Origin of the sequence: Streptomyces bungoensis, from assembly GCF_001514215.1 — a bacterium.
Classification (GTDB): domain Bacteria; phylum Actinomycetota; class Actinomycetes; order Streptomycetales; family Streptomycetaceae; genus Streptomyces; species Streptomyces bungoensis.
On the sequence record NZ_KQ948852.1, the window covers coordinates 284,732 to 308,905 of the forward strand.

Genomic DNA, 24,174 nt, shown 5'->3' on the forward strand with positions numbered 1-24,174 from the left:
CCGCCTCCGGGCGGCCTCAGCCCCCTTGTCCGGATCGGCGGAACACTTCTAACCTCAATTGTGCCGCAAATAAACAAAACCCGAACGCACAGCGCCGTGCCGGGCAACGAGCTCACCCGTCTGCGCGTCGCCATCACCGCCTTCTTCGCCCTGGACGGCTTCGTCTTCGCCGGCTGGGTCGTGCGCATCCCCGACATCAAGGAGCAGACGCAGTCGTCCGCGAGCGCGCTCGGGCTCGCGCTGCTCGGAATCTCCGCGGGTGCCGTACTCACCATGACGGCGACGGGCCGGCTGTGCCGCCGCTACGGGAGCCACCCGGTGAGCGTCGCGTGGACAGCGGTACTGGCCCTGAGTGTCGCGCTGCCCCCGCTCACCCGCTCCGCGGCGGCCCTGGGCGCCGTTCTGCTGCTGTTCGGAGCGGCCTACGGCGGGGTCAACGTGGCCTACAACAGCGCGGCCGTCGATCTGGTGGCCGCCCTGCGCAAGCCGGTCATGCCCGGCTTCCACGCCGCCTTCAGTCTCGGCGGCATGGTCGGCGCGGGCCTCGGCGGGGTGGTGGCGGGCAGCCTCTCCCCCGTGCGGCACCTGCTCGGTCTCACGCTCGTCGGGCTGCTGGTCACGGCGGTCGCCGGGCGCACGCTGCTGCGGCACCGGACCCCGGCCCCGCCGGACCGCCGGCGACAGCCGCACCAGGGGGACCGGCGACCGGACGGCCGGGGGCGCGGGCTGGTCGTCGTCCTCGGGCTGATCGCCCTGTGCACGGCCTACGGGGAGGGTGCCATGGCCGACTGGGGCGCCCTGCACCTCCAGCAGGACCTGGCGGCCTCGTCGGGCACGGCTGCCGCCGGGTACGCCTGCTTCGCGCTCGCCATGACCGTCGGCCGCCTGACCGGGACGACCCTGCTGCAGCGGCTCGGACGGGGCCGGACCGTGATCGCCGGTGGCGGCACGGCCGCGGCGGGCATGCTCCTCGGCGCGCTCGCGCCGTCCGTGTGGGCGGCGCTGCTCGGCTTCGCCGTCACCGGGCTCGGACTCGCCAACCTCTTCCCGGTCGCCGTCGAGCGGGCCGGCGCGCTGGCCGGTCCGTCCGGGGTGGCCGTGGCCTCGACGTTCGGTTACGGCGGCATGCTCCTCGGGCCGCCGGCGATCGGCTTCCTGGCCGACCGGCTGTCGCTGCCCGCGGCACTCACCAGCGTGGCCGTGCTGGCCGCGATCGCCTCCCTGGTCGGGGTGGCGACGCGGGGGGCGATGCGGTGACCGCGCGGCGCCCGGCTCCCGGGCGGCGGAAAACGGCACCTTCCCGGCCCCGGGGGTCGGGCACACTCTGCCCCATGGAGATCACGGAGTATCTGCGGACGCTGGACCGGGAGGGCCGGCTGCTGGCCGGGGCCGCCGAGGAGGCGGGGACGGGCGCCGAGGTGCCGGCCTGCCCGGAGTGGCGGGTGAGGGACCTGCTGCGGCACACGGGGGCGGTCCACCGGTGGGCCGCCGCGTTCGTGGCCGAGCAGCACACCGCCGCACGGCCCGTCGGCGACGGGCCGGACCTGGACGGGGCCGAGCTGGTGGCCTGGTACCGGGACAGCCACCGCCTGCTCGTCGACACGCTGGCCGACGCGCCGGCCGACGCGCGGTGCTGGACCTTCCATCCGGCACCCTGCCCCTCGCCGCTGGTGTTCTGGGCGCGGCGGCAGGCGCACGAGACGACCGTCCACCGGCACGACGCCGAGGCGGCACGGGGCGGCACCGTGTCGCCGATCGCCCCGGACTTCGCCGTCGACGGTATGGACGAGTTGCTGCGCGGCTTCCACGCCCGGCCCCGGAGCCGGGTGCGCACGGAGGAGCCGCGGGTGCTGCGGATACGGGCGGTGGACGGGGGGACGGACGCCGTGTGGACCGTACGGCTGTCCGATCAGCCGCCCGTCACCTCGCGGGGCGAATCGGGGGACCCGGAAGACGCGGAGGCCGAACTGGCCGGACCCGCAGGGGAGTTGTATCTCGCGCTGTGGAACAGGGGGCCGGTGCCGAGCGTGACGGGCGACCGGTCGCTCGCGGCGCTCTGGCGGGAGCGGTCGGGGATCTGAGCCACCCGCGCCACCCTCGGAGTGCTCACTCCTCCAGCATGCGGGCCAGCACCGCGCGTTGCACGGGCCGTACCTCGTCGTGCAGCGCGCGGCCCTTGGCCGTCAGGGCCACGCGGACCCCGCGCCGGTCCTCGGGACACATGGCCCGCTCGACCAGGCCGTCCTTCTCCAGCCGGCCGATCAGCCGGGACAGCGCGCTCTGGCTGAGGTGGACCCGCTCGGAGATCTCCTGCACGCGGTAGACGCAGCCGCCGTCCGCCGCGGAGCCCTCGGCCAGCACGTCGAGGACCTCGAAGTCGCTGGCGCACAGGCCGTGTCCGTGCAGGGCCCGGTCCAGCTCGCACTGGGTGCGGGCGTGCAGGCACAGGATGTCCCGCCACTGCTCCACGAGCGCCTGCTCGGCCTTCTTCGCCGCCATGAGCGCACCGTAGCAGAGGAGCCGTCTTGTTGCACCGTAATTAAATGCGCTTGCATCTCATGCATGTGCATGTAGTCTCGTCGCCATGACCTCTCCGCTCACCACCCCTGCGTCCGAGGGACGCTGGACCCCCCGGCTGTGGGGCACCCTCCTGGTGCTGTGCGCCGCGATGTTCCTCGACGCGCTCGACGTGTCGATGGTCGGCGTAGCGCTGCCGTCCATCGGCTCCGATTTGCACCTGTCCACGTCGACGCTGCAATGGATCGTCAGCGGCTACATCCTGGGCTACGGCGGGCTGCTCCTGCTCGGCGGCCGTACCGCCGACCTGCTCGGCCGGCGCCGGGTGTTCCTGGCCGCGCTCGGCGTCTTCGCGCTCGCCTCCCTGCTCGGCGGGCTGGTGGACTCGGGTCCGCTGCTGATCGCCAGCCGCTTCGTCAAGGGCCTGAGCGCGGCCTTCACGGCGCCCGCCGGCCTGTCGATCATCACCACGACGTTCCCGGAGGGCCCGCTGCGCAACCGCGCGCTCTCCATCTACACCACCTGCGCCGCCACCGGTTTCTCGATGGGGCTGGTCCTCTCCGGCCTGCTGACCGAGGCGAGCTGGCGCCTCACCATGCTGCTGCCCGCGCCGATCGCGCTGATCGCCCTGCTGGCCGGGACGAGGCTGCTGCCGCGCGGTGCCCGCGAGGAGAACCACGACGGCTACGACGTCCCCGGCGCCGTCCTCGGCACCGCGTCGATGCTGCTGCTCGTCTTCACCGTCGTCCAGGCGCCCGGCGCCGGCTGGTCCTCGGCCCGCACGCTGCTGTCCTTCCTGGCCGTGGCCGTCCTGCTGACCTCCTTCGTGCTGGTCGAGCGGCGCTCGCCGAGCCCGCTGATCCGGCTCGGAGTGCTGCGCTCGGGCAGCCAGGTCCGCGCCCAGCTCGGCGCGCTGGCCTTCTTCGGGTCGTACGTCGGCTTCCAGTTCCTGACCACGCTGTACATGCAGTCCCTGCTCGGCTGGTCGGCACTGCACACGGCGCTGGCCTTCCTGCCGGCGGGCGCCCTGGTGGCGATCTCCTCGACGAAGGTCGGCGCGATCGTCGACCGGTTCGGCACCCCGCGGCTGATCGCCACCGGCTTCGCGCTCATGGTCCTCGGCTACGCCCTGTTCCTGCGCGTCGACCTCGACCCGGTGTACGCGGCCGTCGTCCTGCCGTCGATGCTGCTGATCGGCGCGGCCTGCGCGCTGGTCTTCCCCTCGCTCAACATCCAGGCCACCAACGGGGTCGAGGACCACGAGCAGGGCATGGTCTCCGGGCTGCTCAACACCTCGGTGCAGGTCGGCGGCGCGATCTTCCTGGCCGTCGTGACGGCCGTGGTCACCGCCGCCGCGCCCGCGCACGCCACCGCGCAGGCCGTCCTCGACAGCTACCGACCGGGCTTCCTGGTGGTCACCGGCATCGCCGTGGCCGGCCTGCTGATCACCCTCCCGGGGCTGCGCGGCCACCGCGGCGGGCCGTCGCTCGTCGTCGCCGGATCCACCGTGAAGGAGGCGGAAGCGGAGCGCCCGGCGGTCCGCGAACAGGTCCTGTGAGAACAGGGCCCGGGGGAACGCCTCCGGTGCGCGCCCGGCGGGACGATCGGCTCCCGCCGGGCGCGCGCGTCTGTGAGACTGGGCGGGTGGACGTACAGGGGGGACGGCGCTCTCCGGCCGAACGGGACGCCGCGACGGTGGAGATCGGGTACGCGCTGGCCAGTGGCGCCTTCGCGGCGGCCGTGGTGTTCGGGGCCCTGGCCGGGCCGGTGTGGCTCTTCGCCCTGCCGCACCCGCTGGAGGCGGCGCTGCTGCGCGGGAGCGTCGCCGTCGCGTCGGTGCTCTTCGTCGTACGGGTGGTGAGTGTGCTGGTCCGCTTCCGGCGGGCTCAGCCCGGCCAGCCCGGCGGGACCAGTCCCGACTCGTAGGCGAGGACGACGTGTTGGGCGCGGTCGCGGGCGCCCAGCTTCACCATGGTGCGGCTCACGTGGGTCTTGGCCGTGAGGGGGCTGACCACCAGGCGGCGGGCGATCTCGTCGTGGGACAGACCGATGCCGACCAGCGCCATCACCTCCCGTTCCCGCTCGGTGAGCCGGGCGAGCGCGCCGGCGGCCGCGGGCTCCTTGGAGCGGGCCGCGAACTCGGCGATCAGGCGGCGGTGACGCCCGGGGACAGCAGGGCGTCACCGCCGACCACGGCCCTGACCGCGCGCACCGGTTCCGCCGGCTCGGTGTCCTTCACCAGGAACCCGGAGGCTCCCGAGCGGATCGCCTCGAAGACGTACTCGTCGGGTTCGAAGGTGGTGAGCACGACCACCTTCACGTCCGCCGGCTCCGCGTCCCCGGTGATGCGGCGGGTCGCGGCGAGGCCGTCCAGCGCGGGCATGCGGATGTCCATCAGGACGACGTCAGCCGGTCGGGGTGGGCGCGGATACTCCCCGGGGAGTACGACGGAGACGGCCCGCGCAGCCGGTGCCGCGTCCGCCGCCCCCGATGGCCTCAGGAGGCGTGGACCAGTCCCACCCCCTCGGCGAGCCGTGCCGCCGCGTGCCGGAAGAACGGCTCCCTGTCCTCCACCAGGCGGTTGAACTGGCCGAACACCTCGAAGCCGACCAGCCCGTACAGCTGGGCCCACGCGGCGACGAGCGCGACGGTCACCTCCGGGGGCAGATCGGGGGCGAGGTCGGCCGCTATGCGGCGGGACTCGGGCTCCAGTTCGGCCGGTACGGGGGTACGGGCCACACCACGCCCCTGGTAGGCGTCACGGACGATGGCGATGAGCAGGTTGCCGACCCGGGCGGCGGCCGGAACGGTGGTCTGGGGGGCCGAGTAGCCGGGGACCGGGGAGCCGTAGATCAGGGCGTACTCGTGCGGATGCGACAGCGCCCAGCCGCGCACCGCCTCGCACACCGCGACCCAGCGGTCGGGTGGGACGATGCCGCCGGCCCGGGCGTGGGCGGCCTCGGCCGCCTCACCCAGGGAGTCGTAGGCGTCGACGATGAGGGCGGTCAGCAGGTCGTCCCGGCTGGGGAAGTAGCGGTAGAGCGCGGAGGACACCATGCCGAGCGCGCGGGCGACGGCACGGAGCGAGAGCTTGGCGGCGCCCTCGGACGCCAACTGCCGGCGGGCCTCGTCCTTGATGGCGGCCGTGATCTCGGCGCGGGCTCGGGCGCGGGCTCCTTGTGGGGTGCTCATGGGGTGCAGTGTTCCATGAAACCGGAGCACTGCACCCAATGGAGAGCGGTGATCCGAGAGGTGAGCGGGCGCGCCGCACGAGATCGACGCTCCAAAGAGAGAGCAATGCTCTTGCTTTGGAGCAGCGATCGCGTCCATACTGTTCGCAAGCGAGAGCACCGCTCTCACTTCCGTCCAGGAGGCCCAGCATGTCCACGACCGCCCACGTCAAGAAGCCCGGCTGGGTCACCGTCCACGTCGTCAACCGGGCCGTGGCGTGGCTGACCCGCCGCGGCCTCAGCGTCTGGGGCTCCCGGGTCCTCGCGGTCCGCGGCCGCAAGAGCGGCCAGTGGCGCACCACCCCGGTGAACCTCATGACCTTCGACGGGCAGCAGTACCTCGTCGCGCCGCGCGGCCACGTCCAGTGGACCCACAACATGCGGGCGGCCGGCGGCGGCGAACTGCACCTCGGCAAGAAGGTGGACGTGTTCACCGCGACCGAGGTCACCGACGACGACAAGGTCCCGCTGCTGCGTGCCTACCTCGAGCGCTGGAAGGCCGAGGTCGGGGTGTTCTTCGACGGAGTCGGCCCCGACTCCCCCGAAGCGGAGCTGCGCCGCATCGCCCCCGACCACCCGGTCTTCCGCGTCACCGTCACGAACTGACCGGATCCTCCGCGGGGTCCTGCGCCGTGGCGGCGGCCGGCGTCCGGTCCAGCGCCGTCAGGGCCCGCTGGGCGAACGGGTGCGACCGGACCAGCTCCCCCAGGGACGTGGAGCCCTGGGTGATGTCCTTGAACGCCCGCCAGGCGGGCCGGAAGCCGGTGAGTACGGCGTGGAAGATGCCCGGACGGCGCTCGAACGCGGCCAGCATGCGCTTGCCGACGCTCATCTCCACACCGAGCCCCGCCTTGATCGCGAACGCGTAGTTCAGGGCCTGGCGGCGGGCGTCGACCGCGTCGTGCGCCTCGGCGATGCGGACCGCCCACTCGCCGGCCAGCCGGCCCGAGCGCAGCGCGAAGGAGATGCCCTCACGGGTCCACGGCTCCAGCAGCCCGGCCGCGTCACCGCAGACCAGCACCCGGCCGCGGGAGAGCGGCGAGTCGTCGGCGCGGCAGCGGGTCAGGTGCCCGGAGGAGACGCTCGGCTCGAAGCCGGCCAGCCCGAGCCGGGCGACGAAGTCCTCCAAGTACCGCTTGGTGGCGGCCCCTTCGCCGCGCGCGGAGATCACACCGACCGTCAGCGTGTCGCCCTTGGGGAAGACCCAGCCGTAGCTGCCCGGCAGCGGCCCCCAGTCGATCAGGATCCGGCCCTGCCAGTCCTCCGCGACCGTCTCCGGCACCGGGATCTCCGCCTCCAGGCCCAGGTCGACCTGGTCCAGCTTCACCCCGACGTGGGCCCCTATGCGGCTGGCGCTGCCGTCGGCGCCGACGACCGCCCGCGCCAGCACCGTCTCGCCGCCCTGCAGAACCACGGCGACGGTGCGCCGGTCCGGCACGGACGAGCCGTGCTGCTCGACGCGCTGCACCGTGACGCCCGTGCGCAACTCGGCGCCCGCCTTCTGGGCCTGCTCGACCAGTTGCTGGTCGAATTCGGGCCGGTTGACCAGCCCGAACATCATCTGCCTGGAGCGGCGGGTGCGGGCGAAGCGGCCGTTGTGGGAGAACGTGACCGCGTGCACGCGGTCACGGAAGGGAAGTTCGAAGCCGGGCGGCAGCGCGTCGCGCGAGGGGCCGATGATGCCGCCGCCGCACGTTTTGTAGCGGGGCAGCTCCGCCTTCTCCAGCAGCAGGACGCGCCGCCCCGCGACCGCCGCCGCGTAGGCGGCCGACGCCCCCGCGGGTCCCGCGCCCACCACGACGACGTCCCACACCCGCTGCACGCCGTCCGCCGAAGAGTTCTCGCCGCTCACGTTGGTCCAGTGCTCCGATCAAGCCGCTGCCGCACCTGTCCCCCGCATCCTACGGCGGCCGTCGCCGCAGGCCGCTGTGGGAGGATCGGTGTACTCACGCAGTTCAACGTCGCACCCACGAGGAGCGTGCCCATGTCGTCGAATCCGGTCGCCGAGACCGTCGCCTCGCTGCTGCCCCGGGCGAGGGAGGAGCTGACCGAACTGGTCGCCTTCAAGTCGGTCGCGGACTTCGCGCAGTTCCCGAAGAGCGAGAGCGAGGGAGCCGCGCACTGGATCGCCGACGCGCTGCGTGCCGAGGGCTTCGTGGACGTGGCGTTGCTCGACACGCCGGACGGCACCCAGTCGGTGTACGGCTGCCTGCCGGGCCCGGACGGTGCCAAAACGGTTCTGCTGTACGCGCACTACGACGTGCAGCCGCCCCTGGACGAGGCCGGCTGGACCACTCCGCCGTTCGAGCTGACCGAGCGGGACGGGCGCTGGTACGGCCGCGGGGCCGCCGACTGCAAGGGCGGCGTGGTGATGCACCTGCTCGCGCTGCGCGCGCTCAAGGCGAACGGCGGCGTCCCGGTGACGGTCAAGGTGATCGTCGAGGGCTCGGAGGAGCAGGGCACGGGCGGCCTCGAGCGGTACGCCGAGGAGCACCCCGAGCTGCTGACGGCCGACGCGATCGTGATCGGCGACGCGGGCAACTTCCGGGTGGGCCTGCCGACGGTGACCACCACGCTGCGCGGCATGACCATGGTCCGCGTCCGGATGGACACCCTCGCCGGCAACCTGCACTCCGGCCAGTTCGGCGGCGCCGCCCCGGACGCGCTGGCCGCGCTGATCCGGGTGCTGGACTCGCTGCGCGCCGAGGACGGCTCGACCACCGTCGACGGGCTCGACGCCACGGCCGGGTGGGACGGACTGGAGTACACCGAGGAGCAGTTCCGCAAGGACGCCAAGGTGCTGGACGGGGTCGGGCTGATCGGTTCCGGCTCGGTCGCCGACCGAATCTGGGCCCGGCCGGCCGTCACCGTGCTCGGCATCGACTGCCCGCCGGTCGTCGGTGCCACCCCGTCGGTGCAGTCGAGCGCCCGCGCGCTGATCAGCCTGCGGGTGCCGCCGGGCGTGGACGCTGCCGAGGCGACCAAGCTGCTCCAGGCCCACGTGGAGGCCCACACCCCGTGGGGGGCCCGGGTGACGACCGAGCAGATCGGCCAGGGCCAGGCCTTCCGCGCCGACACCTCCAGCCCCGCCTACCGGGCGATGGCCGACGCGATGGCGGTCGCCTACCCGGGCGAGGCCATGAGCTACGCCGGCCAGGGCGGCTCCATCCCGCTGTGCAACACCCTCGCCGGCCTCTACCCGAAGGCGGAGATCCTGCTGATCGGCCTGAGCGAGCCGGAGGCCCAGATCCACGCCGTCAACGAGAGCGTGTCGCCGGAGGAGCTGGAGCGGCTGTCGGTCGCCGAGGCGCTCTTCCTGCGCAACTACGCCGCCGGCTAGGGCTGTCGGACGTCGCGCGGCGGGCGGGACCGGCGGGCAGGCCCCAAGGCCTTCTGCCCTCGGCAGAGCGCCCTCGCCGCCGGGCGGGGGCGCCGCCTACGGTCGGCGCATGGACGTCATCGAGCTGCTCCCCCGCCTGCACCTGCTGCGCTTCCCCGTCGGGCAGGCCTATCTCTGGCGGGACGGGGAGGAGCTGACGCTGGTCGACGCGGGGACGGCCGGCTCGGGCCGGCCGATCGCGGAGGCGGTCAGGGCGCTGGGCCGCGCACCCGGGGACGTACGACGGGTCGTGCTGACCCACTTCCACGAGGACCACGCGGGCGGGGCGGGCGAGTTCGCCGAGCTGAGCGGCGCGCAGGTGCTGGCGCACCGGCTGGACGCGCCGTTCGTCCGCGGTGAACTCCCGGGCCCGCCGCCGCGGTTCGAGGACTGGGAACTGCCGATCCACGCGGAGGCGGCGAAGCACCTGCCCGCCGGGGAGCCGGCGCGGCCGCGGAACGTCACGCCCCTGTCCGACGGTGAGGTGCTGGACTTCGGCGGCGGCGCCCGGGTGGTCCACGTCCCCGGGCACACGGACGGCAGCATCGCGCTGTTCGTCCCCGACGAGGGGGTGCTGTTCACCGGCGACACGGTGGCGGCGTCGCCGGTCGACGGGGCCGTGATGCCGGGCGTGTTCAACCTCGACCGGCCGCGCCTGCTGGACTCCCTGCACCGGTTGGCGGCCCTCGACGCCGACGTGGCCTGTTTCGGGCACGGCGCGCCGGTGGTCGGCGGGGCCGCGGGAGTCCTGCGGGAGGCGGCGGACCGGCACCCGGTCACCTCGGCGGAGAGCACATCGGCCGTCAGGCCGCCTGGCCGGTGACCGGCACCCCGGCCTCCAGGTAGAGCGCCGCCCCGCGCTCGCGGGCCCGCAGCGCCCAGCGCAGCCGCTCGTAGCGGACGGGGGGCAGCATGCCGGCGGCCTCCTGTTCGGTCGCGAAGCGCCAGCCGCGCAGCTCCGGGCCGGGCAGCAGCACCCGGGAGGCCTCGGCGGAGTCCAGCCGGCCCCCGTCGAAGAGCAGGCGCAGTCCGCCGTAACCGGGGGGCGCGGGCCGCTCCCAGTCCACGACGAGCAGCCGGGGCACCTCCCGGAGCCTGATGCCGGTCTCCTCGGCGACCTCGCGCATCCCGGCGCGGGCCGGGGCCTCACCGCGTTCGACGACCCCGCCGGGGAACTCCCAGCCGGGCTTGTAGGTGGGGTCCACGAGCAGCACCCGGTCCTGTTCGTCGAAGAGGAGCACCCCGGCGGCGAGCGTCTCGGCGGTGGGCTCGGGGGTCTGCACGATGTCGCACGGGGGTACGGCACCGCTGCCGACGGCGTCGGCGATGCGGACGGCGCTCTCGTACGGGGTGAGGGTGCTGGTGTCGACGAGGTGGGCGTCGGCGGTGAGCCAAGCGGCCAGGGCGGCCCGGTAGGGCTCGAGGTGGTCGTAGGACCACTGCCGTATGCGCAGCTCGCCGTCGGGCAGGTCCGGGGAGACGGCCCGCCCGGCGATCCGCTCGCGCAGGATCGTTTCGGCCGGGGCGAGGAGCAGATGCCGGACGGCTATCCGTCGGGCGGCGAGGCCGCCGAATATCTCGTCCCGGTACTCCTGGCGCAGCAGGGTCATCGGGACGACGAGGGTCCCGCCCAGTTCGGCGAGCATCGCGGCGGCCGTGTCGATCACGAGCCGACGCCAGATGGGCAGGTCCTGGAAGTCGCCGACCTCGGCGAGGTGCTTGGGCGGCAGCAGGTGCGGGAGCGCCGCGCCGATGACCTCCGGGTCGAAGAGCGTGCTGTTCGGGATCAGTTCGATCAGCTCCCGTGCGGTGGTGGTCTTCCCCGCACCGAACGCGCCGTTGATCCAGACGACGGTCACGGACTCCCCCTCTTCTGTTGGCCCCCTGTGGCTTGCCCGCTTCACCCTGCCACGGAAACCACGTCCAGTTGAGGGCGCACAGCAGAGTGCCGGCGCCCCCGCGGCCAGGGACACCGGCACCTGCCTCCGGCAGTGTTACTCCTGGCCGGAGGCGTGGCCGTCGGCGGCCGGACCCTCCTCGACGGCGTGGTGTCCGGCGGTGTCGGGCGCGCCGGAGACGTTGCGGTCGTGGTGTGCGTGGTCCTCGGCGTGGGACGGGCTGACGGCGGCCACGACGAACCCGGTGGCCAGACTGGCGAGGGCGAGCATGCTGCGCTTCTTCATGCGCTGCTCAACTGCGCGGACGCCCGGGAGTCACGCACGACGGCCGGGAAACCCGTGGCCGCGGGGATCACCGGACGGCTATGGTCCGGGCTCCGGCCGGTCGAACACGAGCAGGAGCGAGCGCGATGACCAGGTCCCGCCCCACCACCCTCTGGCGCCCCACCGGCCCCGGGGAGCTGGAGCTGGTGCGCGAGCTGGACTGGCGGGCGTGGCCGCCGCGGCTGCCGGAGCAGCCGATCTTCCATCCGGTGCTCAACGAGGACTACGCGATCAGGATCGCCCGGGACTGGAACGTCAGGCACGACGGCGCCGGGTTCGTGACGCGGTTCGAGGTCGACGCGGACTTCGCCCGCCGGTATCCCGTCCGGCAGGCCGGCGGCGAGACGATCCTGGAGCTGTGGGTCCCGGCGGAGGAACTGCCGGAGTTCAACGCGCACCTCGTCGGGCGGATCGAGGTCGTGCACGAGTTCCGGTGAGGCACGCGCCGGCCGGGCGGAACGGCCGAGGCGCAGCCCGCCAGGGCCGCCGGCGCCGATGCCCCCACCCGGTCCGGACGGCGGACGCGCGGTCTTCGCTGCCGGAACGATTCCGTGGACTGCCGGCCCGCGCCGCGCTCAGACCTTCGCCACGGTCGCGTCCGGCTCGCGGGCCAGCGCGGCCGCCGCGGCGCCGACGAGGCCCGCGTCCGTGCCCATCCGGGCGGGCGCGACCGTCAGCCGCCGGACGAAGGAGAGGGTCGCGTAGTCGGCGAGGGCCTCACGCAGGGGCGTGAAGAGGATGTCGCCGGCCTTGCCGACGCCCCCGCCGATCACCGCGATGTCGATCTCCACCAGGGTCGCGGTGGCCGCGATGCCGGCCGCCAGGGCCCGCGCGGCCCGCTCGAAGGAGGCCAGGGCCGCCGGGTCGCCCTCCCGGGCGGCGGCGGCCACCGCCGCGGCGGAGGTGTCGCCGTCGGGCCCCGGCCGCCAGCCCTGCTCCAGGGCGCGGCGGGCGATGTTCGGCCCGCTGGCGAGGCGCTCCACACAGCCGCGCGAGCCGCACGGGCACGGGTCGCCGTCGAGGTCGACGCTGATGTGCCCGATGTGGCCGGCGTTGCCCGTCGGCCCGGGGTGCACCTGCCCGTTCAGCACCAGGCCGCCGCCGACGCCCGTCGAGACCACCATGCACAGCGCGTTGTCGTGGCCGCGGGCGGCGCCCTGCCAGTGCTCGGCCGCGGTGATCGCCACGCCGTCGCCGATCAGTTCGACCGGCAGGCCCCCGGTGGCCGCGCGCACCCGCTCGACCAGCGGGAAGTCCCGCCAGCCGGGGACGTTCACGGGGCTGACGGTGCCCGCGGAGGCGTCCACCGGGCCCGCGCTGCCGATGCCGATCGAACGGGCGCGTCCCCACAGGGGGGACCCGGCGAGGTCGCCGAGCACCCCCTCGACGGCCCGCATGACCGTTTCGCCATCCTGCTGGGCGGGCGTCGGGCGCTGGGCGCGGGCCTGGATCCGTCCGTCACCGTCCACCAGTGCTCCGGCGATCTTGGTACCGCCGATGTCCAGGGCCGCCACGAGGTCGGTGCGCATCAGAGTCAGTTCTCCCCGTCGAAAGCTCGAAAACCAAAGAGAGGCAGACCGGTCAGGCGGTGGGGGCGCGTGCCGGGGACAGCGGTGGACAGTCTCTCGTGCATCTGACAACGTTGTCCAGGCTCTATGCTCGACGCCACATCCTCATACAAGCGATGGATCGCCGCATCCCCCGTGGACGGCACGGACGACAGGACAGGACACCGCATCGTGCCCGAGACCACCCGCCGCGCAGATCGCCCCGCTGACCGCCTCCCGGGGGCTCGGTACGGCAACCGGCCGACGATGAAGGACGTGGCGGCGCGTGCCGGGGTCGGCCTGAAGACGGTGTCGCGGGTGGTCAACGGCGAGCCGGGGGTCACCCCGGACACCGAGCGCCGGGTCCAGGAGGCGATCGACGCGCTCGGCTTCCGCCGCAACGACAGCGCGCGGGTGCTGCGCAAGGGCCGTACGGCGAGCATCGGGCTGGTCCTGGAGGATCTCGCGGACCCGTTCTACGGCCCCCTCAGCCGCGCGGTCGAGGAGGTGGCCCGCGCGCACGGCGCCCTGCTGATCAACGGTTCCAGCGCCGAGGATCCCGACCGTGAGCAGGAACTGGCGCTGGCGCTGTGCGCGCGCCGCGTGGACGGGCTGGTGGTGATCCCGGCCGGGGACGACCACCGGTACCTGGAACCGGAGATCAGGGCGGGCGTGGCCACGGTGTTCGTGGACCGTCCGGCCGGTCGGATCGACGCCGACGTGGTCCTCTCCGACAACTTCGGCGGCGCCCGCGACGGGGTCGCCCACCTGATCGCGCACGGCCACCGCCGGATCGGGTTCATCGGCGACATGCCCGGCATCCACACCGCGGCCGAGCGGCTGCGCGGTTACCGGGCGGCCATGGAGGACGCCGGGATACCGGTGGAGGACGCGTGGACGTCCCTCGGCGCGACCGATCCGGAGCGGGTGCGCCGGGCGGCCGAGGAGATGCTGTCGGGCTCCTCCCCCGTCACCGCCGTCTTCACGGGCAACAACCGGGTGACGGTCACCGTGATCCGCGTGCTCGCCGAACAGGCACGTCCGGTCGCGCTCGTCGGCTTCGACGACTTCGAGCTGGCCGACCTGCTCCAGCCGGGCATCACGGTCGTCGCCCAGGACGCGGCCGCCCTCGGCCGCACGGCCGCCGAGCGCCTCTTCCGCCAGCTGGACGGCACCCTCGTCGCACCGGAGCGCATCGAACTGCCGGCCCGCCTGATCACCCGCGGCTCCGGGGAGCTGCCGCCGGCGGCCTGAGACGGCGGTACGGCGGCCTCGGGGGCCGGAGGGCGTCCCGCGTCCCGCCCTTCCCCGATCCGGCGCCCGGTGCTCACCGGGGCCACCGCCCGCCGTCCGGCGATCCCGCGGCGCGGGGCGCGCCGCCGAAGACCCGGCCCCGCCGGCCCCGCCCCCGGCGAAACCCGGCAGCGGACGGCCGGCCACCGCGCGGCGGCGCCGCGCCCCGGTCGCCGGCACCTCGGACAGGCCCGCGGCCGCCGGGCCGGCTCCAGGCGCGAGCCGTACGCCGCTGACGGCGGTCAACCCCCCGCCGGCGAAGGCTACTTGGCGGACGCCGTCAGGTCACCGCGGCGCGGTGCCGCGAGGGACCGCAGGTCGGCCCGGGTCAGGCCGGTGAGGCGGGCCACCTCGGCGATGTCGAGGGCGCCGCAGTCCAGGCCGCGCAGCAGGTAGCCGCTGAGGGCCTTGGCGGTGGCGGGCTCGTCCATCACGTCGCCGCCGAGACGGCCCACGTAGCGAGCGAGGCGGGCCGCGGCCTGCTCGAAGCCCTCCCGGTAGAAGGCGAACACGGCGGCGTACCGGGTCGGGAGGTGGCCGGGGTGCATGTCCCAGCCCTGGTAGTAGGCGCGGGCGAGCGCACGGCGGGTGAGGCCGTAGTGCAGGCGCCAGGCGTCGTGGACCTTCTCGGCCGGGCCGACGGGCAGGACGTTGGTGGAGCCGTCCGAGACGCGGACGCCGGTGCCCGCCGCCGCGACCTGCATGACCGCCTTGGCGTGGTCGGCCGCCGGGTGGTCGCTGGCCTGGTGGGCGGCGGAGACGCCGAGGCAGGCGCTGTAGTCGAAGGTGCCGTAGTGCAGCCCGGTGGCGCGGCCCCCGGCGGCCTGGATCATGCGGGCGACGGTGGCGGTGCCGTCGGTGGCCAGGATGGCCTGGCTGGTCTCGATCTGGATCTCGAAGCCGAGCCGGCCCGCCTCCAGGCCGTGCGCCTTCTCGAAGGCCTCCAGGAGCCGGGCGAAGGCGCTCACCTGCTCGGCGTACGTCACCTTCGGCAGGGTCAGCACCAGCCCCTCGGGCAGGCCGCCGGCCTCCATCAGGCCGGTGAGGAAGACGTCGAGGGTGCGGATGCCCCGGTCGCGGACGGCGGCCTCCATGCACTTCATGCGGATGCCCATGTACGGTGCCGCGGTGCCGTCGCGGTACGCCTCGGCGATCAGCCGGGCGGCGCGGGCGGCCGTCTCGTCCTCCTCGGCGTCGGGGCGGGGGCCGTACCCGTCCTCGAAGTCGACGCGCAGGTCCTCCACGGGCTCGCGCTCCAGCTTGGCGCGGACGCGGGAGTACACCGGCTCGGCCAGCTCCGGGCCGAGGCCGAGGACGGCGGCGAAGGAGGCCGCGTCGGGGGCGTGGGCGTCGAGGGCGGCCAGGGCCCGGTCGCCCCAGGACCGGACGGTGTCCGCGTCGAAGGCGTCACCGGGGACGTACACGGTGTGGACGGGCTGGCGGGTGCCGGGGTCACCCGGGTAGCGGCGCTCCAGCTCCGCGTCGACCGGTGCGAGGGAGGCGCTGATCTCCTCGCCGACCGCACCCGCGAGGCTCGTGGCCACCTTCTCCTGCTGACCCATCCCACACCCTCCATTTTCCGCTCTACGGAATCAACAATCCGTAGAATGAAGTTATCCGGCGTGATTCCCCGTGGTCAACACCCGTCCGCCCCCGGGCGGACACCGCCGGGCCGTCTTCAGGATGCACCGAGGCCCCGGCGACCGCTGCGGTCGCCGGGGCCTCGTACGGCGCCGGGTGAGGCTCAGCCCTTGCGGGTCTTGATCTCCTCGGTCAGCTGCGGGACGACGTCGAAGAGGTCGCCGACCACGCCGTAGTCGACCAGGTCGAAGATCGGGGCCTCGGCGTCCTTGTTGACGGCCACGATGGTCTTCGAGGTCTGCATGCCGGCGCGGTGCTGGATCGCGCCGGAGATGCCGTTGGCGATGTACAGCTGCGGCGAGACCGACTTGCCGGTCTGGCCGACCTGGTTGGTGTGCGGGTACCAGCCGGCGTCGACGGCGGCACGCGAGGCACCGACGGCCGCGCCGAGGGAGTCGGCGAGCGCCTCGATGATCGAGAAGTTCTCCGCGCCGTTGACGCCACGGCCGCCGGAGACCACGATCGCGGCCTCGGTCAGCTCCGGGCGGCCGGTGGACTCGCGCGGCGTACGGCCGGTGATCTTCGTGCCGGTGGCCTGGGCGGAGAAGGACACGTCCAGGGCCTCGACGCTGCCCGCGGCCGGGGCGGCCTCGACGGCGGCCGAGTTCGGCTTGACCGTGATGACCGGGGTGCCCTTGCTGACGCGGGACTTGGTGGTGAAGGACGCGGCGAACACCGACTGGGTGGCCACCGGGCCCTCGTCGCCGGCCTCGAGGTCGACGGCGTCGGTGATGATGCCGGAGCCGATGCGCAGCGCCAGGCGGGCGGCGATCTCCTTGCCCTCGGCGGAGGACGGGACCAGCACGGCGGCCGGGGAGACGGCCTCGACGGCGGCCTGCAGGGCGTCGACCTTCGGCACGACCAGGTACTCGGCGTACTCGGACGCCTCGTGGGTGAGGACCTTCACCGCGCCGTGCTCGGCGAGGGTGGCGGCGGTGTCGGCGGCGCCGTTGCCGAGCGCGACGGCGACCGGCTCGCCGATGCGGCGGGCCAGGGTCAGCAGCTCCAGCGTGGGCTTGCGGACGGCACCGTCCACGTGGTCGACGTAGACGAGAACTTCAGCCATGGGATTGCTCTCCTGCGGAATGCGAAGGCTTAAGGGGCGGTAAGGGTGTCGGGCCTCAGATGAACTTCTGGCCCGCGAGGAACTCAGCGAGCTGCTTGCCGCCCTCGCCCTCGTCCTTGACGATCGTGCCGGCCGTGCGGGCCGGGCGCTGGTTCGCGGCCTCGACCTTGGTCCAGGCGCCGTCCAGGCCGACCTCCTCGGCCTCGATGTCCAGGTCGGACAGGTCCCAGGACTCCACCGGCTTCTTCTTGGCCGCCATGATGCCCTTGAAGGACGGGTAACGCGCCTCGCCCGACTGGTCGGTGACGGAGACGACGGCCGGGAGCTGCGCCTCGAGCTGCTCGCTGGCGGCGTCGCCGTCGCGGCGGCCCTTCACCGTGCCGTCCTCGACGGAGACCTCGGACAGCAGGGTGACCTGCGGGACGCCCAGGCGCTCGGCGACCAGCGCCGGAACGACGCCCATGGTTCCGTCGGTGGAGGCCATGCCCGAGACGACCAGGTCGTAGCCGGCCTTCTCGATCGCCTTGGCCAGCACCAGGGAGGTGCCGATGGCGTCGGTGCCGTGCAGGTCGTCGTCCTCGACGTGGATGGCCTTGTCGGCACCCATCGACAGGGCCTTGCGCAGCGCGTCCTTGGCGTCCTCGGGGCCGATGGTCAGCACGGTGACCTCGGCGTCGTCCGCGTTCTCGGCGATCTGCAGGGCCTGCTCGACCGCGTACTCGTCCAGCTCGGAGAGCAGACCGTCCACGTCGTCGCGGTCGACGGTCAGGTCATCGGCGAAGTGCCGGTCGCCAGTGGCGTCGGGCACGTACTTCACGGTGACAACGATCCTCAAGCTCACGCCGGCTCTCCTACTGCATCGTCATTTCCTGGCTGCCTCTTGGAGGCAGCATAGGCGCCTCAAGCGGCCGATTCCGGTCGGGGCGTCCGCGCGCTCCGAACGAAATATTACTCGTCAGTACACCCAGTTCCTGCCCGCTAAGCAAGCGCTTTGAACTGTGACCTTCGCAACGCAGCGTAACCGGAACTCGACGTCCGCGCAGGGCGGGAAAGGCGTGATCAATCCCGCAGGGCGGTGAAGCTGCCCTGGTGGTAGAGCAGGGGACGGCCGGTGCCCGTGGGGTCGCCGAGGACCACCTCGGCGAGCACGATCCGGTGATCACCGGCCGGGACCCGCCCGACGATCCGGCAGACCAGCCAGGCCAGCACGCCGTCCAGGACGGGGACACCCTCCGGGCCCGGCGACCAGGCCGTGGGCGCGCCGAAGCGGTCGGCGCCGCTGCGGGCGAAGGTCGCGGCCAGGTCGCCCTGGTGCTCGCCGAGTATGTGGACGCCGACGTACTCGGCCTCGGCCACGACCGGCCAGCTGGAGGCCCCCGTGCCGATCCCGAAGGAGACCATCGGGGGGTCGGCGGAGACGGAGGTGAGGGAGGTGGCGGTGAAGCCCACCGGGCCCCGGTCGCCGCTCGCGGTGATGACCGCGACGCCGGCGGCGTGCCGGCGGAAGGTGGAGCGGAGCAGGTCGGGCGAGGCGAGCTGGAAGGTGCCGGGGGCGGCGGAGACCGTCATGGAGTTGTCCTTCTTCTTCGGGCCGTGAGGAGCGGGTTCGTGACGGCTCAACAGCCCGGACAGCGCGCGCTCGCGGTGCGGGACGCACCGAAGTGGGCCCGCCCGGAAGGAAGAAGGGGTTCCGTAGGCATATGGTCAGGCTGACGACATCCGGCGGGCGCCGTCAAGTTCGTCCCGCGATCCGGGAGATACGTCACGCCGCTCACAGGGCCTCCCCCAGTGCGGCGATGACGTCGGCCTTGCGCGGCTGTCCGGCGGCGCGCCGCACCACCCGGCCGTCCGCGTCGAGGACCAGCACGGTGGGCGTCCTGAGGACGCCGAGTTCGCGGACGAGGTCCAGGCGGGCCTCCGCGTCGATCTCGACGTGGGCGACGCCCGGCACCAGGGCGGCCACCTCTTTGAGCACGCGCCGGGTGGCCCGGCAGGGTGCGCAGAAGGCGCTGGAGAACTGCACGAGCGTGGCGCGCTCGCCCAGTTCGCCGCCCAGCCGGCCGGCGTCCAGCCGCTCGCCGTCGTCCCGCCCGCGCACCCGCACGCTCCTCACCACCAGTCCGGTCGTCATCCGCCCCAGCGTTCACGAGACTGCAAAGATTCCCGCCGCCCGCATGAGTCTCCGTCGCGGAACGCTTGACTCGTGAGGGAATCCGACGTGACGAGGATCTCGCCGCCACGGGGCACCAGGACTGGCTACCCGTCCGTTCTTCGGGCACGATCTGCGAGACGCCGTAACCTACGGCTGCGTAACTTTCCCCGCCGGGAGCCCGCCTTTCCCGAGCAGAGCAGAAAGGGCTCACCCCGCCCATGGCAGAGCTGGTCTACCGTCCCGTCATCGGTCTCGCCAGGACGCTCTTCAAGGCATGGGACCTGAAGATCGACTGCCAGGGGTCGGAGAACATTCCGCGTTCGGGCGGCGCGGTCCTGGTGAGCAATCACATCAGCTACCTGGACTTCATCTTCAACGGCCTGGCGGCGCTGCCGCAGAAGCGCCTGGTGCGCTTCATGGCGAAGGAGTCCGTCTTCCGGCACAAGGTGTCGGGGCCGCTGATGCGCGGGATGAAGCACATCCCGGTGGACCGCGGGCAGGGCGAGGCCGCCTACGAGCACGCGCTGGACTCGCTGCGCTCCGGGGAGGTCGTCGGGGTGTTCCCGGAGGCCACGATCTCGCAGTCGTTCACGCTCAAGAGCTTCAAGTCGGGCGCGGCGCGCCTGGCCCAGGAGGCGGGCGTGCCGCTGGTCCCGATGGCGCTGTGGGGCACCCAGCGGCTGTGGACCAAGGGCCACCCGCGCAACTTCGGCCGCAGCCACACTCCCGTCACCATCCGGGTCGGCGAGCCCGTGGAGGCCCCGCGCGACCAGTACGCCGGCGCCATCACCCGCCGCCTGCGCGAGCGCGTCCAGGAACTGCTGGAGGCGGCCCAGCGCGCCTATCCCGCGCGCCCCCGGGGCACGGAGGACACCTGGTGGATGCCGGCCCACCTCGGGGGTACGGCGCCGACGGTGGAGCAGTTGCGCGCGGCCGAGGCGCTCTGACACCCGCGGGAGCGCGCACCCGGCCTCACAGGGCACTGGGGAGCGTCTTCCACAGACAGGGGCGGTCCGGGGCCGCTTTGAGCGCGTCGAGGACCGCCGGGTGCGGTGCGGCGTACAGCACCGGGTGGTCCAGCTCACCGGACGCGAGGTCCGGGATCCAGGCGAGCCGCTCGCCGTCCAGGGAGAACCGCGCGTCGACACCCGGTCTGTTGCCCCGGGGGTCCTGCCGGTGCCAGGCCCCGTGGAAGCGCACGGCGACCAGTCCGTGCAGCACATGGCCGCTGCCGTCGTCGCGCGTCAGCCGCTGGTAGCACAGCGCCGTGGGGATGTCCTCGGCGCGCAGCAGGGCGGTGAGCGCGTGCGCCTTGGCGTGGCAGATGCCGGTGCGCAGCCGCAGCACGTCCGAGGCGCGCCAGGTGACGCGGGGATCGCCGGCATCGGCGGAGTGCGGGATCGTGTCGCGCACGAACTCATAGGCGGCCCGCGCATATTCATACGAGTCGGCTACACCCTCGGCCAGCCGGGCGGCGGTCTCCCGCACCACGGGGTGCTCGTGATCGATGGCCTCGTCGGCGGTCAGGTACGCGGAGAGGTCGTCGGTGTCCTGGATCGGCTCCATGCCCGCAGAGCATAGGAATGCGATCACCCGACAGTCAATGACTTTTCAGGTGACCGCATACCTATGCAGCATGGGGGCTAGCGCGCCATCTCCTCCTTGAGCGCGGCCACGAACAGGTCGACGTCCTCCTCCGTGGTGTCGAAGGAGCACATCCAGCGGACCACTCCGGCGGTCTCGTCCCAGAAGTAGAAGCGGAACCGCTTCTGCAGGCGCTCGCTCACGTCGTGCGGCAGCTTCGCGAAGACGCCGTTGGCCTGCACCGGGTAGAGGATCTCCACCCCGTGCACGGCCCGCACGCCCTCCGCCAGCCGCTGGGCCATCCCGTTGGCGTGGCGGGCGTTGCGCAGCCACAGGTCCTTGGCGAGCAGCGCCTCCAGCTGCACCGATACGAAGCGCATCTTGGAGGCGAGCTGCATGGACATCTTGCGCAGGTGCTTCATCCGCCGCACCGCGTCCTGCTCGATGACCACCACCGCCTCGCCGAACAGCGCGCCGTTCTTGGTGCCGCCCAGGGAGAGGATGTCGACGCCGACCGCGTTGGTGAACGTGCGCATCGGCACGTCCAGGGAGGCGGCCGCGTTGGCGATCCGGGAGCCGTCCAGGTGCACCTTCATGCCGTGCGCGTGGGCGTGCTCGCAGATCGCGCGTATCTCGTCGGGCGTGTAGAGGGTGCCCAGCTCGGTGCTCTGGGTGATCGAGACCACCTGCGGCATGGCCCGGTGCTCGTCCTCCCAGCCCCACGCCTGCCGGTCGATCAGCTCGGGGGTGAGCTTGCCGTCCGGCGTGGGCACGGTGAGCAGCTTCAGGCCGCCCATGCGCTCCGGCGCGCCGCCCTCGTCGACGTTGATGTGCGCGCTCTCCGCGCAGATCACCGCGCCCCAGCGGTCGGTGACCGCCTGGAGCGCGACGACGTTGGCGCCGGTGCCGTTGAAGACCGGGAACGCCTCCGCGGTGGCGCCGAAGTGGCTGCGGATGATCCGCTGCAGGTTCCCGGTGTAGTCGTCCTCGCCGTACGCCACCTGGTGCCCGCCGTTGGCGAGGGCGACGGCGGCGAGCACCTCGGGGTGGGCACCCGCGTAGTTGTCACTGGCGAAACCGCGGACCTCGGGGTCGTGATGACGACGCGCGTCGGTCCTGGGAGGGTTCACGGCTTCTCGGTCAGCCACAGACGGTTTCCGTTCACTTCGGCGGCGGGCTTGCTCCAGACGCCCTCGACGGCCTCGGCCAGGTCCTTGACGTCCGTGAAGCCCGCGAACTTCGCGTTGGGGCGTTCGGCGCGCATCGCGTCGTGCACCAGCGCCTTCACCACCAGGATCGTAGCCGCCGACGTCGGCCCCTCGGGGCCCCCGGCCTTGCGGAAGTAGTCGGCCAGGGCCAGCGTCCACGCCTCGGCGGCGGCCTTGGCCGCGGAGTACGCGGCGTTGCCCGCGGTCGGCCTGCTCGCGCCGGCCGCGCTGATCAGGACGTACCGGCCCCGGTCACTGCGCTGCAGCGCCTCGTGGAAGGCCAGCGAGGTGTGCTGCACGGTCTTGACCAGCAGCAGCTCCAGGAAGTCCCAGTCGTCCAGGCTGGTCTTGGTGAAGGTCTCGCTGCCGCGCCAGCCGCCGACCAGGTGCACGAGCCCGTCCACCCGGCCGAAGTCCTTCTCGATGTGGGCGGCCCAGTCCCGGGTGGACTGCAGGTCGAGCAGGTCCACCGTGTCACCGATGACGCTGGCGCCGCCGGACGCGTAGCGGGCCGCGTCCACGGCCTCCGACAGCCGCTGCGGGTCGTTGTCCGCCCCCACGACGGTCGCGCCGGCCTCGGCCAGCCGCAGCAGCGCCGCGCGCCCGGCGGGCCCGCCCGCACCGGCGACCGCGATCACCGCACCGCTGAGCGCCCCGTTGGCCCCGTTCCCCATGGTCTTCCCCTTCAGCGCAGTGTTCTGGACGCGGTCGCTCACGCGGCGATCCGCTCGGCACCGTCCGCCGTGATGCCCTTGGTGGAGGCGATCACGTTCTTCAGCTTCTTGGACAGGGCCTCATAGAACATGCTGAGCGGAAACTCGTCCGGAAGCACGTCGTCCACGAGCTTGCGCGGCGGCTGCGTCAGGTCCAGGGCGTCCGGGCCCTTCGCCCACTTCGAGCCGGGGTGCGGGGCGAGGTAGGCCGACACCAGCTCGTAGCCGGCGAACCAGTGCACGAGCTTGGGGCGGTCGATGCCGTCGCGGTACAGCTTCTCGATCTCGGCGCACAGCTGGTTGGTGACCTGCGGGGCGCGCTCCCAGTCGATGGCGAGCTTGTTGTCGGTCCAGCGGACGACGTCGTGCTTGTGCAGGTAGGCGAAGAGCAGCTGGCCGCCGAGGCCGTCGTAGTTGCGGTTGCGGTCGCCCGTCACCGGGAAGCGGAACATCCGGTCGAAGAGCACCGCGTACTGCACGTCACGGGCCTGCGGGACGCCGTCCGCCTGGAGCTTCACCGCCTCCTTGAAGGCGGTGAGGTCGCAGCGCAGCTCCTCCAGGCCGTACATCCAGAACGGCTGGCGCTGCTTGATCATGAACGGGTCGAACGGCAGGTCGCCGTGGCTGTGGGTGCGGTCGTGGACCATGTCCCACAGCACGAAGGCCTCTTCGCAGCGCTTCTGGTCGTGGACCATCGCGGCGATGTCCTCGGGCAGCTGGAGGCCCAGGAGCTCGACGGCCGCCTCGGTGACGCGGCGGAAGCGGGCGGCTTCGCGGTCGCAGAAGATGCCACCCCAGGAGAAACGTTCCGGCGCCTCGCGCACGGCGATGGTCTCCGGGAAGAGCACCGCGGAGTTGGTGTCGTAGCCGGACGTGAAGTCCTCGAACGTGATGCCGCAGAAGAGCGGGTTGTCGTACCGGGTGCGCTCCAGCTCGGCCAGCCACTCGGGCCAGACCATCCGCAGCACGACCGCCTCGAGGTTGCGGTCCGGGTTGCCGTTCTGCGTGTACATCGGGAAGACGACCAGGTGCTGCAGGCCGTCCGCGCGGTTCGCGGCGGGCTGGAAGGCCAGCAGGGAGTCCAGGAAGTCCGGCACCGCGAAGCCGCCCTCGGCCCAGCGGCGCAGGTCCCGCAGCAGGGCCTCGTGGTAGGCGGCGTCGTGCGGGAGCAGCGGGGAGAGCCGCTCGACCGCGTCGACGACACGCTCCACGGCCGCCACGGCGTCGGCCTGCCGCGGGGCGCCCTCGGCGTCGAAGTCGATCGATCCGTCCTTCGACTGCCATGGCCGGATCTGCTCCACGGCATCCTTGAGCACGGCCCAGGCCGGGTGCTCAACCACCCTGGTCAGCGAAGGAACCTGCTCCTCCGTAGCCGCCTGCACAAGAATTTCCGTCATGTCCCATCCTCCACAGGAGAACCTCGCGTATGGACACCGTATGCATACCCCGTTTCTCCCAGCAAGAGGCAGCGCGGGAAATTATTCTGCCCACCCCCTTGGTCACCGCTGTTTTTCCTGTGTGAAACCGTGACGACGGTCACTTTCGCCGCAGCGAGGGGGAGCGCGGGGCCGGACCGGACACCGATCGGATCCGGCCGGTCAACGACGCGGGGACTCGCCCAC

The 24,174-nt window shown here is 73.0% G+C and carries 25 protein-coding genes and 1 pseudogene; 10 read left to right on the forward strand and 16 right to left on the reverse strand.

What is annotated here, in order from left to right; genetic code table 11:
- Positions 1-96: 96 nt before the first annotated feature.
- Positions 97-1,257 (forward strand): MFS transporter, encoded by a 1,161-nt coding sequence (locus AQJ66_RS05555; RefSeq protein WP_061917409.1) that lies wholly within the window; start codon positions 97-99, stop codon positions 1,255-1,257.
- Positions 1,258-1,331: 74 nt separating this feature from the next.
- Positions 1,332-2,081, forward strand: coding sequence for a maleylpyruvate isomerase family mycothiol-dependent enzyme (locus AQJ66_RS05560; protein ID WP_061917411.1), 750 nt, complete (start codon positions 1,332-1,334; stop codon positions 2,079-2,081).
- Positions 2,082-2,106: 25 nt separating this feature from the next.
- Here AQJ66_RS05560 and AQJ66_RS05565 read toward each other — a convergent pair whose 3' ends face one another.
- Entirely contained in the window at positions 2,107-2,499 is a 393-nt protein-coding gene (locus AQJ66_RS05565; protein ID WP_061917415.1) for a MarR family winged helix-turn-helix transcriptional regulator, read from the reverse strand.
- An 85-nt stretch (positions 2,500-2,584) separates the two neighbouring features.
- Here AQJ66_RS05565 and AQJ66_RS05570 point away from each other — a divergent pair, with 85 nt between their 5' ends.
- Positions 2,585-4,075 (forward strand): MFS transporter, encoded by a 1,491-nt coding sequence (locus tag AQJ66_RS05570; protein WP_061917418.1) that lies wholly within the window; start codon positions 2,585-2,587, stop codon positions 4,073-4,075.
- Between the two features lie 86 nt (positions 4,076-4,161).
- Positions 4,162-4,443 (forward strand): DUF6332 family protein, encoded by a 282-nt coding sequence (locus tag AQJ66_RS05575; protein ID WP_061917421.1) that lies wholly within the window; start codon positions 4,162-4,164, stop codon positions 4,441-4,443.
- Here the strand turns inward: AQJ66_RS05575 and AQJ66_RS05580 are convergent.
- Positions 4,404-5,002: pseudogene (locus tag AQJ66_RS05580) on the reverse strand (response regulator); the annotation flags it as partial. The gene AQJ66_RS05575 and the pseudogene AQJ66_RS05580 overlap by 40 nt on opposite strands.
- Before the next feature lie 11 nt (positions 5,003-5,013).
- Positions 5,014-5,709 carry a TetR/AcrR family transcriptional regulator gene (locus AQJ66_RS05585; protein WP_061917423.1) on the reverse strand — a complete coding sequence of 232 codons (696 nt, stop codon included), beginning with the start codon at positions 5,707-5,709 and terminating at the stop codon, positions 5,014-5,016.
- 188 nt (positions 5,710-5,897) lie between these two features.
- On the opposite strand from AQJ66_RS05585, the gene AQJ66_RS05590 reads away from it, so the two are divergent.
- On the forward strand, positions 5,898-6,353 hold the full coding sequence (locus AQJ66_RS05590) for a nitroreductase family deazaflavin-dependent oxidoreductase (RefSeq protein WP_061917426.1): 456 nt from the start codon (positions 5,898-5,900) through the stop codon (positions 6,351-6,353).
- On the opposite strand, the gene AQJ66_RS05595 is transcribed toward AQJ66_RS05590, so the two are convergent.
- Positions 6,343-7,599 (reverse strand): geranylgeranyl reductase family protein, encoded by a 1,257-nt coding sequence (locus AQJ66_RS05595; RefSeq protein ID WP_061917429.1) that lies wholly within the window; start codon positions 7,597-7,599, stop codon positions 6,343-6,345. The two genes, AQJ66_RS05590 and AQJ66_RS05595, sit on opposite strands and share 11 nt — an antisense overlap.
- Before the next feature lie 132 nt (positions 7,600-7,731).
- Here AQJ66_RS05595 and AQJ66_RS05600 point away from each other — a divergent pair, with 132 nt between their 5' ends.
- Together AQJ66_RS05600 and AQJ66_RS05605 are read left to right on the forward strand one after the other, a co-directional pair.
- Positions 7,732-9,087 (forward strand): dipeptidase, encoded by a 1,356-nt coding sequence (locus AQJ66_RS05600; RefSeq protein ID WP_061917432.1) that lies wholly within the window; start codon positions 7,732-7,734, stop codon positions 9,085-9,087.
- A gap of 109 nt (positions 9,088-9,196) precedes the next feature.
- A complete protein-coding gene (locus AQJ66_RS05605; RefSeq protein ID WP_061917436.1) occupies positions 9,197-9,949 on the forward strand; it encodes an MBL fold metallo-hydrolase in 753 nt (250 codons plus the stop codon).
- Here the strand turns inward: AQJ66_RS05605 and AQJ66_RS05610 are convergent.
- Together AQJ66_RS05610 and AQJ66_RS05615 are read right to left on the reverse strand one after the other, a co-directional pair.
- Positions 9,930-10,985, reverse strand: a complete 1,056-nt coding sequence (locus tag AQJ66_RS05610; RefSeq protein ID WP_061917438.1) for an NUDIX hydrolase — start codon at positions 10,983-10,985, stop codon at positions 9,930-9,932. The two genes, AQJ66_RS05605 and AQJ66_RS05610, sit on opposite strands and share 20 nt — an antisense overlap.
- A gap of 135 nt (positions 10,986-11,120) precedes the next feature.
- Complete coding sequence (locus AQJ66_RS05615) at positions 11,121-11,309, reverse strand: hypothetical protein (RefSeq protein WP_061917441.1); 189 nt, start codon at positions 11,307-11,309, stop codon at positions 11,121-11,123.
- A 125-nt stretch (positions 11,310-11,434) separates the two neighbouring features.
- Between AQJ66_RS05615 and AQJ66_RS05620 the strand changes: the two genes are divergently transcribed.
- Positions 11,435-11,785 carry a hypothetical protein gene (locus AQJ66_RS05620; protein WP_061917444.1) on the forward strand — a complete coding sequence of 117 codons (351 nt, stop codon included), beginning with the start codon at positions 11,435-11,437 and terminating at the stop codon, positions 11,783-11,785.
- 138 nt (positions 11,786-11,923) lie between these two features.
- Here the strand turns inward: AQJ66_RS05620 and AQJ66_RS05625 are convergent, their stop codons facing one another.
- Positions 11,924-12,877 carry an ROK family protein gene (locus tag AQJ66_RS05625; protein WP_061917446.1) on the reverse strand — a complete coding sequence of 318 codons (954 nt, stop codon included), beginning with the start codon at positions 12,875-12,877 and terminating at the stop codon, positions 11,924-11,926.
- A gap of 210 nt (positions 12,878-13,087) precedes the next feature.
- Between AQJ66_RS05625 and AQJ66_RS05630 the strand changes: the two genes are divergently transcribed.
- Complete coding sequence (locus AQJ66_RS05630) at positions 13,088-14,149, forward strand: LacI family DNA-binding transcriptional regulator (RefSeq protein WP_061918299.1); 1,062 nt, start codon at positions 13,088-13,090, stop codon at positions 14,147-14,149.
- Positions 14,150-14,451: 302 nt separating this feature from the next.
- Here the strand turns inward: AQJ66_RS05630 and AQJ66_RS05635 are convergent, their stop codons facing one another.
- The 5 genes from AQJ66_RS05635 to AQJ66_RS05655 form a co-directional block, all read right to left on the reverse strand.
- The gene (locus AQJ66_RS05635; protein ID WP_061917449.1) at positions 14,452-15,750 is read right to left on the reverse strand and encodes a DUF6986 family protein; all 1,299 of its coding nucleotides are present in this window, start codon (positions 15,748-15,750) and stop codon (positions 14,452-14,454) included.
- Between the two features lie 182 nt (positions 15,751-15,932).
- A complete protein-coding gene (locus AQJ66_RS05640) occupies positions 15,933-16,895 on the reverse strand; it encodes an electron transfer flavoprotein subunit alpha/FixB family protein (protein WP_061917453.1) in 963 nt (320 codons plus the stop codon).
- A 55-nt stretch (positions 16,896-16,950) separates the two neighbouring features.
- Positions 16,951-17,736 carry an electron transfer flavoprotein subunit beta/FixA family protein gene (locus AQJ66_RS05645; protein WP_061917456.1) on the reverse strand — a complete coding sequence of 262 codons (786 nt, stop codon included), beginning with the start codon at positions 17,734-17,736 and terminating at the stop codon, positions 16,951-16,953.
- 218 nt (positions 17,737-17,954) lie between these two features.
- Entirely contained in the window at positions 17,955-18,464 is a 510-nt protein-coding gene (locus AQJ66_RS05650) for a flavin reductase family protein (RefSeq protein ID WP_061917459.1), read from the reverse strand.
- Positions 18,465-18,666: 202 nt separating this feature from the next.
- On the reverse strand, positions 18,667-19,026 hold the full coding sequence (locus AQJ66_RS05655; RefSeq protein ID WP_208611287.1) for a TlpA family protein disulfide reductase: 360 nt from the start codon (positions 19,024-19,026) through the stop codon (positions 18,667-18,669).
- Positions 19,027-19,265: 239 nt separating this feature from the next.
- On the opposite strand from AQJ66_RS05655, the gene AQJ66_RS05660 reads away from it, so the two are divergent.
- Positions 19,266-19,994 (forward strand): lysophospholipid acyltransferase family protein, encoded by a 729-nt coding sequence (locus AQJ66_RS05660; RefSeq protein WP_061917462.1) that lies wholly within the window; start codon positions 19,266-19,268, stop codon positions 19,992-19,994.
- Positions 19,995-20,019: 25 nt separating this feature from the next.
- Here AQJ66_RS05660 and AQJ66_RS05665 read toward each other — a convergent pair whose 3' ends face one another.
- From AQJ66_RS05665 to AQJ66_RS05680, 4 genes are all read right to left on the reverse strand, one after another.
- A complete protein-coding gene (locus AQJ66_RS05665; RefSeq protein ID WP_061917465.1) occupies positions 20,020-20,613 on the reverse strand; it encodes a transglutaminase-like domain-containing protein in 594 nt (197 codons plus the stop codon).
- Positions 20,614-20,690: 77 nt separating this feature from the next.
- Positions 20,691-21,761, reverse strand: coding sequence for a threonine aldolase family protein (locus tag AQJ66_RS05670; RefSeq protein ID WP_061917468.1), 1,071 nt, complete (start codon positions 21,759-21,761; stop codon positions 20,691-20,693).
- Positions 21,758-22,513 carry an SDR family oxidoreductase gene (locus AQJ66_RS05675; RefSeq protein ID WP_061918304.1) on the reverse strand — a complete coding sequence of 252 codons (756 nt, stop codon included), beginning with the start codon at positions 22,511-22,513 and terminating at the stop codon, positions 21,758-21,760. Before AQJ66_RS05675 ends, AQJ66_RS05670 begins: the two co-directional genes overlap by 4 nt.
- A 38-nt stretch (positions 22,514-22,551) precedes the next feature.
- Positions 22,552-23,949 carry a DUF6421 family protein gene (locus AQJ66_RS05680; protein WP_061917471.1) on the reverse strand — a complete coding sequence of 466 codons (1,398 nt, stop codon included), beginning with the start codon at positions 23,947-23,949 and terminating at the stop codon, positions 22,552-22,554.
- Positions 23,950-24,174: the final 225 nt, after the last annotated feature.

Bases quoted from the DNA above. Each gene is read 5' to 3' on its own strand.
- AQJ66_RS05560 (WP_061917411.1), top strand. From the start codon at position 1,332: ATGGAGATCACGGAGTATCTGCGGACGCTGGACCGGGAGGGCCGGCTG.
- AQJ66_RS05565 (WP_061917415.1), bottom strand. From the start codon at position 2,499: ATGGCGGCGAAGAAGGCCGAGCAGGCGCTCGTGGAGCAGTGGCGGGAC.
- AQJ66_RS05570 (WP_061917418.1), top strand. From the start codon at position 2,585: ATGACCTCTCCGCTCACCACCCCTGCGTCCGAGGGACGCTGGACCCCC.
- AQJ66_RS05585 (WP_061917423.1), bottom strand. From the start codon at position 5,709: ATGAGCACCCCACAAGGAGCCCGCGCCCGAGCCCGCGCCGAGATCACG.
- AQJ66_RS05590 (WP_061917426.1), top strand. From the start codon at position 5,898: ATGTCCACGACCGCCCACGTCAAGAAGCCCGGCTGGGTCACCGTCCAC.
- AQJ66_RS05600 (WP_061917432.1), top strand. From the start codon at position 7,732: ATGTCGTCGAATCCGGTCGCCGAGACCGTCGCCTCGCTGCTGCCCCGG.
- AQJ66_RS05605 (WP_061917436.1), top strand. From the start codon at position 9,197: ATGGACGTCATCGAGCTGCTCCCCCGCCTGCACCTGCTGCGCTTCCCC.
- AQJ66_RS05615 (WP_061917441.1), bottom strand. From the start codon at position 11,309: ATGAAGAAGCGCAGCATGCTCGCCCTCGCCAGTCTGGCCACCGGGTTC.
- AQJ66_RS05620 (WP_061917444.1), top strand. From the start codon at position 11,435: ATGACCAGGTCCCGCCCCACCACCCTCTGGCGCCCCACCGGCCCCGGG.
- AQJ66_RS05625 (WP_061917446.1), bottom strand. From the start codon at position 12,877: ATGCGCACCGACCTCGTGGCGGCCCTGGACATCGGCGGTACCAAGATC.
- AQJ66_RS05635 (WP_061917449.1), bottom strand. From the start codon at position 15,750: ATGGGTCAGCAGGAGAAGGTGGCCACGAGCCTCGCGGGTGCGGTCGGC.
- AQJ66_RS05640 (WP_061917453.1), bottom strand. From the start codon at position 16,895: ATGGCTGAAGTTCTCGTCTACGTCGACCACGTGGACGGTGCCGTCCGC.
- AQJ66_RS05650 (WP_061917459.1), bottom strand. From the start codon at position 18,464: ATGACGGTCTCCGCCGCCCCCGGCACCTTCCAGCTCGCCTCGCCCGAC.
- AQJ66_RS05655 (WP_208611287.1), bottom strand. From the start codon at position 19,026: ATGACGACCGGACTGGTGGTGAGGAGCGTGCGGGTGCGCGGGCGGGAC.
- AQJ66_RS05660 (WP_061917462.1), top strand. From the start codon at position 19,266: ATGGCAGAGCTGGTCTACCGTCCCGTCATCGGTCTCGCCAGGACGCTC.
- AQJ66_RS05665 (WP_061917465.1), bottom strand. From the start codon at position 20,613: ATGGAGCCGATCCAGGACACCGACGACCTCTCCGCGTACCTGACCGCC.
- AQJ66_RS05675 (WP_061918304.1), bottom strand. From the start codon at position 22,513: ATGGGGAACGGGGCCAACGGGGCGCTCAGCGGTGCGGTGATCGCGGTC.
- AQJ66_RS05680 (WP_061917471.1), bottom strand. From the start codon at position 23,949: ATGACGGAAATTCTTGTGCAGGCGGCTACGGAGGAGCAGGTTCCTTCG.